Genomic DNA, 1380 nt, shown 5'->3' with positions numbered 1-1380 from the left:
GAGCACTCATCTTGGGTTCCCAGGTCTTTCATGTCGCGGCGCGATCTTTGAAGGGACGGACGGGACACCCGGTCCCACCCGCTGAACGAAGAGGAGAACATCATGGATCGTCTCACTGGGCGGAAGTTGCTGGGTGCTGCAGGGGCCGTTGCTCTTGCGGTCACCGTGGTTTCGTGCGCGGCCGACTCGAGGGAGTCCGAGGACAAGAACAGCCAGGCGCCGCTGGCCGGCAAGCAGCAGCGGTTCAGCACCGGTGCCGGGCAGCCGTTGACCATCACACCGGCGCAGTTGTTGGCCGCCACCGGCGGCTCGACGGCGGTCGCCTTCGAGCAGCCCGCCAACGGTGAAATCAGCTACGGCACCGACGGCAGCATCGTCTACACCCCGAACGAGGGCTTCACCGGCGTCGAGGAGCTGACGATGACAACGACCGACGCCGTGCAGGTGTTCGCGGTCCCGACCCCGCCGATGGCCACCGTCGGCGGTGTGCCGGTGCAAAGCAGTGGCGCCGGCTCGGCGATCGCCGCCGTGCCCGGCGGCAGCCCCAACCAGATCTACGGCCTGACCGACCGCGGGCCCAACGTCGACGGCCGCACCGACAACGAAAAGGTCTTGCCCGTCACCGACTACTCGCCGCAGATCGTCAAGTACACGCTGGCCGACGGCGTCGCCCACGAGGAAGAGGCCATCATCCTCAAAGACCCTGACGGCCAACCGATGAACGGTCTGGTGGTCGATGTGGGCGACACCGGCGGGGAGACCATGGTCGACATCCTCGGCAACCCGATGCCCAACTCCGATCGCGGCCTGGACAGCGAGGGCCTGGTGGCGCTCGACGACGGCACCTTCTGGGTGGCTGACGAATACGGCCCGTTCGTGATTCACTTCGCCGCCGACGGCACTGAGCTGGAACGGCTCTCGCCGTATGACGGTTCGCTGCCCGGCGAGTTGGCGTTGCGCGACCCCAACCGTGGCATGGAGGGGCTGACCATCACCCCCGACGGTTCGACGCTGGTGGGTGTCATGCAGTCGGCGCTGGCCACTCCCGGTCTTGAGGGTTCCCCGAAGGGGGTGCCGCTGACCCGCATCGTCACCATCGATCTGGACACCCGGGATTCCAAGGTGTACCTGCTGCCGTTGGCCGATCCGCAGGACAGCAAGGTGCTGGTCTCCGAGATAACCGCGCTCAGCGACACCGAGTTCCTCATCGACGAGCGGGACACCGCGCTGGCACCCGACGGCAACAAGAAGATCTACATCGCCGACATCTCGCAGGCCACCGACGTCGGACCCGGCTCGACGGTCCCGGGCAGCCGCTATGACCCGGCCGCCGGCGGTCTGCTGGTGGACGGCCAGCCGATCGAGACGTTCGTCGGGGTG

1 protein-coding gene is annotated in these 1380 nt (G+C 67.2%); it reads left to right on the top strand.

Annotated features, from left to right (window positions below; all coding sequences use genetic code 11):
• Positions 1 to 102: 102 nt before the first annotated feature.
• Positions 103 to 1380, top strand: a 1278-nt coding sequence (locus tag ACN269_RS33330; protein ID WP_421477103.1) for an esterase-like activity of phytase family protein, incomplete at its 3' end; no start/stop codon positions are given.

Origin of the sequence: Micromonospora sp. WMMD736 (genome assembly GCF_049179015.1) — a bacterium.
Lineage (GTDB): Bacteria > Actinomycetota > Actinomycetes > Mycobacteriales > Micromonosporaceae > Micromonospora.
The sequence above is the reverse complement of the archived record's forward strand: the minus strand, read 5'-3'. Positions and strand labels throughout refer to the sequence as shown.